The organism is Paenibacillus nasutitermitis, assembly GCF_014641075.1.
Lineage (GTDB): Bacteria > Bacillota > Bacilli > Paenibacillales > Paenibacillaceae > Paenibacillus_Z > Paenibacillus_Z nasutitermitis.
Genome location: NZ_BMHP01000009.1, coordinates 184875 through 192010, shown reverse-complemented (window position 1 = coordinate 192010; position 7136 = coordinate 184875). Strand labels below are relative to the sequence as shown.

Annotated in this window: 7 protein-coding genes; 2 read left to right on the top strand and 5 right to left on the bottom strand. The window is 46.7% G+C overall.

What is annotated here, in order from left to right; genetic code table 11:
• The first annotated feature begins 259 nt into the window (after positions 1-259).
• On the top strand, positions 260-847 hold the full coding sequence (locus tag IEY46_RS32740; RefSeq protein ID WP_188999549.1) for a dihydrofolate reductase family protein: 588 nt from the start codon (positions 260-262) through the stop codon (positions 845-847).
• A gap of 618 nt (positions 848-1465) precedes the next feature.
• On the opposite strand, the gene IEY46_RS32735 is transcribed toward IEY46_RS32740, so the two are convergent.
• Together IEY46_RS32735 and infC are read right to left on the bottom strand one after the other, a co-directional pair.
• Positions 1466-2893, bottom strand: a complete 1428-nt coding sequence (locus tag IEY46_RS32735) for a VWA domain-containing protein (protein WP_188999546.1) — start codon at positions 2891-2893, stop codon at positions 1466-1468.
• Positions 2894-3334: 441 nt separating this feature from the next.
• Positions 3335-3820: a translation initiation factor IF-3 gene (infC, locus tag IEY46_RS32730; RefSeq protein ID WP_188999543.1), complete on the bottom strand. Its 486-nt coding sequence runs from the start codon at positions 3818-3820 to the stop codon at positions 3335-3337.
• A 402-nt stretch (positions 3821-4222) separates the two neighbouring features.
• Here infC and IEY46_RS32725 point away from each other — a divergent pair, with 402 nt between their 5' ends.
• Positions 4223-4978 carry a sulfite exporter TauE/SafE family protein gene (locus IEY46_RS32725; protein ID WP_188999540.1) on the top strand — a complete coding sequence of 252 codons (756 nt, stop codon included), beginning with the start codon at positions 4223-4225 and terminating at the stop codon, positions 4976-4978.
• 111 nt (positions 4979-5089) lie between these two features.
• Here IEY46_RS32725 and IEY46_RS32720 read toward each other — a convergent pair whose 3' ends face one another.
• From IEY46_RS32720 to IEY46_RS32710, 3 genes are read right to left on the bottom strand one after another with little or no spacing between them, the layout of a single operon-like run.
• Positions 5090-5770: a hypothetical protein gene (locus IEY46_RS32720; RefSeq protein WP_188999537.1), complete on the bottom strand. Its 681-nt coding sequence runs from the start codon at positions 5768-5770 to the stop codon at positions 5090-5092.
• Positions 5767-6663, bottom strand: coding sequence for an ABC transporter ATP-binding protein (locus IEY46_RS32715; protein ID WP_188999534.1), 897 nt, complete (start codon positions 6661-6663; stop codon positions 5767-5769). Before IEY46_RS32715 ends, IEY46_RS32720 begins: the two co-directional genes overlap by 4 nt.
• Complete coding sequence (locus IEY46_RS32710; protein WP_188999531.1) at positions 6663-7031, bottom strand: GntR family transcriptional regulator; 369 nt, start codon at positions 7029-7031, stop codon at positions 6663-6665. Before IEY46_RS32710 ends, IEY46_RS32715 begins: the two co-directional genes overlap by 1 nt.
• Positions 7032-7136: the final 105 nt, after the last annotated feature.

Below are 7136 nucleotides of genomic sequence, written 5' to 3'. Positions count from 1 at the left end.
GATTACGGCGAATGGGGGTTATCCTGCTTTCGCACAGTATGTGCCAAGCGGTGAAGACGCCTACTTGGTACCCTGGGGTATTCACATGATTGAAGTAAAGGACAAGCAAATATACCACGTCCAAAATTTCATTAATACAAAATTATTTTCCCGATTTGGGCTTCCTGCACAAATACACCGATGAATATCGTAATCTAATTTCGTCTAAATAAATGAGAAACAAAATTACGATGATCAAAGATAGAAAGGGTGTTAGTTCATGCGTAAAATCATTCTATTCATTCACAGTACTATTAATGGAGTTGTCACTGGCGACCCAAGCAAGGACAAGACCAACTGGGCGGCCTGGAGAAATAGCGCTGGCACTGAGGAAGGTTCTCAGTATCTATTAAATATTTTCGAGACAGCGGATACCCTTTTGCTTGGCCGCGGAACCTACGAAGACCTCTCTGGAAAATGGACGAATACTCGAGGGTCCAAACTGGGTGATAAGATAAACAACGCCCACAAACTCGTTGTAACAAGCGCCCGCCCGCTCGACAATCTAAAATGGGGAGAATTTGAAGCTCCAAAACAATTGACCGGCAGTCATATAGAAGAGCAAATTAAGGACCTAAAAAATGGTGACGGTGGCGACATTGTTATTTTCGGTAGTCCAACGCTCGTGCGATCACTTGCAAACGCAAATCTTATTGACGAATATCAGATCGTCATGCACCCGGTTGTGGTCAACGTAGGCGAGCATTTGTTTGACAATCTTAAGGTGCAGAAGGAATTCCATCTCGTGGACGTCAAAACACTTAAGGTTGGTTCCCTCTTGGTAACCTACAAACCCGCTAAAGCTTAGCTCAACCGGGCAAATCATTACTGTCAACACAAACAGCTACCCCGTTGATAAAGTGCAATGGATCGTCTGTTAACACAGCACTCCGACAAGCAGTTCACCTTGACTACCTACGAAGGAACCTTTGATCAAAAACACGAAAATATGCCAGTGAGTGATCGCGCATGCTATGAAAAAGATTGATGTTATTTTGTCGCAAGCTTTAGCCTTTAGGCATAGTCGTATCCAAAATGGCCAGGAAGCACATCCCCTCGAAAAGCGATGTCATTAAGTTAAAATGGAATCCGAAACGGCATGGGAAAAAGCACTGTGCCGTTTGTTTTTTGGTGATATTCGTATACGATTGTGTAAATTTGTGAAACAAGAATTCCACAGCAGACGGCAGGATTTTATTGCGCTGCTGTACAAAAGCAGAAGTGGTTGCGGTGTTTACGTCATAACCCTGTGATTCCAGGAGTTCCTTATAGAGGCTGTTGCCCCCATGGAGATCAGGAGTTGCATAAAAAGAGCGGGCTATCTTTTCGATAACCTGCTCTTTTTCTTGATTTTTTGGCCCTGTGCCTTAACTTAATGACATTGCCTTCTTCAGGAGTCTTTTCTTCGTTTCTGCCGTGCTGATTGCTAATTCGTTTGTTTATCTTTCAAATCATCGATTTTCTCGTTTCCTTCATCAGTTATATCGTCGTAGACCTTTTTTCCGCTTTTGGAAACCTCGCTATACAGGCGCTTGCCGGTATCGCGGGCATAACCCCATGCGAATCGCTGGCGTTCATTAATCAATTGTAGAAGCTCGCTCCTGGGAAAATCCTTTTCTTTTTTGCTTTCCAAATACGCTAGGGCAGCTTGCAGGTTATCCTTTTCTTTGTTTGCCAGACTTTGCATCGTTTCTTGTGTTCGATTGATTGTTCCTTGTTTCTGCTCTTTTTTTATATTTGCCTCACCGGCTCCTTTTTCTTTCCAGAGCGTCCACTCGCCTCGCAACTTATCATAGGCTTTATTCAGATAATTTTTTAGCGCTTCGTCATTATCAATGGCAGTAAACTCTCCACCGCCAGATGCGGCAACCTGCCGGAGCAGTTTTTGCCCTTCATTATCCACATCAAAGCCAATAATATTCACAATCGTCTTTACCTGGGACTGATGGAGCTCTTTTGCAATCTGTACAGGATTGCCTCCACAGGTTTCAATACCGTCACTTACCACATATACAACCGAATCGGTTGTGTCCGGATTCATATCTTGCTTTACGGATTCCAGCGCGCTTGCAATGGGTGTCCATCCCGCCGGTTTTATATCTTGCAGCGCCGTTTTCATTTGACTGGTCTGTGCCCCTTGGCCATGAAAAATTTCTTCCGTGCTGGTACAGGATACCTTTTTATCCTTCTGACTTCCCGATCCCTTATGTCCATAAACCCGTAAAGATACCTCCGCATTTTTGGGCAGCTTATCCCCGAAGCTCTGAATCGCTTCTTTTGCAGAATCCATTTTTGATTTTCCATTTATCTCTGCTTTCATACTGCCGCTGGCATCAAGCAGAATGGAAATATGCAGCTTCTTATTCGTGGGTAAGGTAATCTTTTCATTAGGACGCGGGTTGTTCACCGTAACTTCGGATTCGAAATTAATAAAGGTCGACACATATTTACGGTAGTCTTCGGCCAACAGGAGGAGAAGCTCATCCATATATTCATCAGCTGTCAAGTCGCTTGACAATTGATCCAGATCCGTTTGAACTTTCTGTTCGTCATAGTTAGAACCAGCATAACGTCCAGGGGGTTTCATTAATATCTGTTCATCTGTTAAGGAAATCTGAGGTTTACTCGGGTTTGTATCAGATACATCCTGAATGTCTGGGGCATTCTTATCCGGCTCCTCGCTTTGCACTGCATCAGATGGATCCTGACCGGTTGAGGCGTTCTGGTTCGGCTCCTCGCTTTGATTTTTAGCTGGCGGGTTCTGAATGGCCGAGTTCTTCTTGTCTGGTTCATTACTGCAGCCGGCAAGGAATACAATTAACGTAGCTATTATTAAGAACGGTCTTCGAATCACGGATACACCTCCAAATACTAATCCTCATACTATCAAATGATATTTAATAAATACAAATTTTTTCCTTATGGGCAACAAATATAACCAATTATACCTAAGATTATCGAATGGAAATAGTAATAATATCCCACTTCCCCATCGTACTTATGGCTTAGTCCTGGGGATTATCGGGTTCTTTTCAGACGATAACGGATTTCGTGAATCGGCCGGCCCCCTGTATATGTGTAACCTTGGGAAGGGCTTTAATAAACGCTTGCCATCCGGGTTTCGACGATAAATTATCCGAGGCTTCTGGCGCATTTGCGATGTATTGAGCACCAGCTGCGCCATGACTTTTCTAATTGCAAAAATAAGCCCCAACCCTGCTGCAAGGTTGGAGCTCTATAGCGCGAATTTTATCTATCCGGCAGTCCCGCTCCGCGTATCTTCCAGCTATACAACCTACAGCGGGTTGACCCGGACCGCGGCCTGCTTGCCGCTGACCTGGATGCCGGTGTCTTTCTTCCCGGCGGCAGCCAAATCCTTCAGCATTCTCTCCAGCAATTCCTTGGCCTTAGGGCCTTCCTTGCCTTTCAGGCGGATAACCAGCTGCACGGCATTGCCCGCGGTCAGCAGCTTCTCGCTCTGGCGCAGCTTCGTATCATAGTCATGGTCTTCGATCGCCGCCGTCAAGCGGATTTCCTTCAGCTTTACCGGCTGATCCTTACGGCCGGTGTCGCGTTTGTCCGCCGCCGCGGCTTGTTTGGCCGTTCCCCGGCTCATCAGCTTGCAAGGGGGCGGGCTGCTCATCAGCGAAATACATACCAGATCCACCTTCAGTTTCTTCGCCAGCGCCAGCGCTTCTTCAGTCGGCATAATGCCCAAATCCTCGCCCTTTAAGCCTGTCAGCTGAACCTCGGATGCTTTAATCTTTTCGTTCACTATCATGGATCCCAGTCGCTCCTTCTCCTTATGCTTCACCCTATTATAGAATGGATCGGAAGCGGCCAGCAAATGATGCAGCCCGGCGTGAGATATAACCGTGAATCAGAATATGGGCGTCGTTCATTCTCATAATACACCAAGCCCTGTGGATCTTAATCGGCTTGGCGTTTGTTTTTGAAGGATAAGAGAGTCTGTTTTTGAGAGAAATCCCAACCGCATCAAACCCCCATATTTTGATTATAAGGCATTTTAAACCGATTAATGTATATCACCTTAACGAATGAATTTTGAGCACTCGAAATGCCTGATATAGGTCTTAAAATTCGTGTTCCAAACCAACCGGACGAGTGTTATCATTATAAAGTATTAATGAATAAACTGCGGATTTCCCGAGAGGATTGTACAATGACAATTACCCTAATCGTACTAGTGGTCGCTGCAGTCTTTGTTGGCGCCTTGATGAGAGCGATGTTCGGCTTCGGGGAAGCGATTGTGAGCATGCCTTTGCTTGCCCTGCTTCCGGTCCCCCTTCAAACCTCGGTCTCGCTCATTGGATTGGCAGGATTGACCGTCGCATTGCTCACCGTATTCAGCGGATGGCGTCACATTGAACCTCCTGTCCTGCTCCGGTTGGCCGTTTCCGCCATACTCGGTATCCCTGTCGGACTTGTTTTGCTCCATTATACGCCGGCCATCGTCATTACATCCGGGCTTGGCATCTTTCTGATTGCCTACGGGTGTTATTGCCTGATTAAGAAAACGCTCTTCAGAACAGTCGAGCGTCCACTGCTTAACGGCCGCGGGTGGGTATTGCCGTTTGGCTTTGCTTCAGGGGTGCTTGGCAGTGCCTATAATTTCAACGGCGTGCCCGTCGTCGTCTACGGTACATTACGGCGATGGAATCCGGACCGGTTCCGCGGCACCTTGCAAGCTCATTTTCTTATATCGGGCGTTCTTGTTGTTGCAGGACATGCTCTTGGCGGGTTATGGACCAATGACGCCTTCATTTATTATGCTTATTCTCTTCCGGCTATTGCCGGCGCTACCGTACTCGGCGTTTTCTTCAATAAACGCATTCCTGCAGAAAAATTTGAACGTTACTTATTTATTATTATCGTCGTTCTTGGTATTTTGCTGGTATTGCCCCGCAGCTCAAACTGATCATCCCCGCTAAGCGATTAACCCTCTCACAAAAAGCTAACCGTCCGGCTTGGACCGGGCGGTTAGCTTACGAATCGTCATCCATCGATTATGGATTTCAACCTGCTTTCATTATACAGTCGCCTTGCGCAGCAGAAGATAAGAAGCAAGCGCGAATACGGCGATGAAAGGAAGCATCCACAGGGCATAGTTGACAGCGCTCTGGTTACCCATCCATTCAAAAATAGCAGGATACCAGTCAAGATAATTGGCCAGGAAGCCTACAATGGTTCCCCCTAGCAGAATAATACCGGAAACGATAAACATCCCATTGCGCCCTGAGCGCTTATATAGACTAGATATAACAATTCCCGAGTAATACATGAATAATAAAATGACAAAAGGCACCCAAAGCTGATTGATGACAGGACCCGCATTGAGATAGGGCAGACTGAAGAAATGCAGCCCTGTGCCCCATGCTTCCGTCCATATTTCGATGCGGCCGAGGAGGAACAAGACAACCGCATACATGGCACAGATCAGAACGATCATCGCCGATGTCCCCAAATAATAATCCGTTCTTCTGACACTGAGGCCAAGTGCAAACGGAAACGTCTGTATCAGCGTAATCAATCCCATAATAAACATATAAATGTAGATTGAAGCCAGCCCTCCGGTATATATAGGCTCTTCTGCGAAGAAACTGATGATAAAATTGACGATAAAACTGGACAATATGATCAGCCACGGAATTAGAAACCATGACCATTTATCCTTGCTGTGCATTTTCATAACGCCAGCTATTCGGTTCATCGGACATCGACCGCCTTTCTCTGAGTTGTTCCATTCGTCAGATAAATAATCAGCTGCTGGAGAGACACGGGAGCAAGCTCCAGCCCCAATGCTTCAGCCTGCCTGCGCTCGGAAGTTTCCCAGCTTCCCATTACGGTTACCGACTCCATACTGCCAAACGATTCGCGGTGAATGATTTCCTTGTCAACAGCAAAAGAATCGACGGCCTTTTTGGGACCGGCCAGCGTAAACGCCCTGCCGCGGAGCGCTTCGGCATCCTCATCGATAATCAAGCTTCCGTTGTCGATCACCAGCACATGCTCCAGAATGCGGCTTACTTCATCAATGAGATGCGTGGACAGGATGACCGTACGCGGGTGCAGAGAATAATCTTCAATCAACCGGTCATAAAACAAGCTGCGGGCTACCGCGTCCAGGCCGAGGTAAGGCTCATCGAATATCGTAAGTGGCGCGCGGCTCGCAAGTCCGATAATAATACCGACAGCGGAGAGCATGCCCCGGGAAAGCTTCTTCATCCGGCGTTTCAGAGGGAGCCTGAACTCCTCTGCCAGCGAAAGTGCATAGTTGCGGTCCCAGTTAGGGAAGAAAGCAGACGAAATTTCCAGCACATCGATAATCCGGTAACTATCGGGGTATTTCTGGCTTTCCTTAATAAAGCAAATCTGGCTGAGTACATGGTTGTTCTCGAATGGCGCTTCGCCAAATACTTTAAGCTCGCCGCTTGTCGCAAACAATTGCGCGGTGATCATATGCATGATCGTTGTTTTCCCGGCTCCGTTCCGGCCGAGCAAACCGTAAATTTTCTGTTCTTCCATGGAAAAACTGACGTTATGGACTGCCTTCACATCGCCATACGACTTTGTCAGACGGTTCAATTCCACTACTTTACTCATCAAACATCATCCCCTCTCCGGATCATTTCCGTAAGCTGTTCGGCCGAGATACCCAGCTTCTTCGCTTCCCGGACCATGGCGACCACATATTCCTCGAAAAACTGTTCTTTCCGCTTCTCAACCACTTTCGCGCGTGCACCCTCTGCCACAAACATCCCAATCCCCCGCTTTTTGTACAAAATTCCTTCATCAACGAGCATATTCACGCCTTTAGCCGCCGTCGCCGGATTAATTTTGTAAAAGGCGGCAAACTGGTTCGTTGAGAGAACCTGCGACTCCTCCGGCAGAACGCCTTCAATAATGTCATCTTCAATGCGTTCCGCAATCTGAACAAATATAGGCCTGCTGTCATCCATCAAAAATGCCATTTTCTCATCACCACCAAACTGGTTAACTACTCATGTAACTAACTATATAAGCTGGAGACATTATTGTCAAGAAAAAAAAAGCCTTGACCCTTCGAGAATAAAAGG